Origin of the sequence: Psychrobacter sp. CAL346-MNA-CIBAN-0220 (genome assembly GCF_040309805.1) — a bacterium.
In the GTDB taxonomy this organism is placed as follows: domain Bacteria; phylum Pseudomonadota; class Gammaproteobacteria; order Pseudomonadales; family Moraxellaceae; genus Psychrobacter.
On record NZ_JBEOPF010000818.1, the window covers coordinates 1 to 229 of the forward strand.

Annotated in this window: 1 protein-coding gene; it reads left to right on the plus strand. The window is 64.6% G+C overall.

The genetic code is table 11. The features are described 5' to 3' along the window. Positions 1 to 25: 25 nt before the first annotated feature. On the plus strand, positions 26 to 229 hold a 204-nt coding region (locus AAEY88_RS15795; protein WP_350563923.1), incomplete at its 3' end, for a DUF1120 domain-containing protein.

Here is a 229-nt window from a genome sequence, read left to right on the forward strand (position 1 = left end):
GATGGCATGGGGGCGAAATGTGGTCATGGTGCTTGGCCTGGCCGCGATGACCGATGCCCACGCAGCGTCGGCTGTCGACCTTACGGTTACCGGCCGGGTCACCCCGGACGCCTGCCATATCGAGCTGACCAATGACGGCACCGTCGATCACGGCAAGATTCCTGCCCACAGCCTCAACGCCGACGAGTTCACCGTGCTGCCCATCCAGACGCTCGACCTGCGTGTGCAG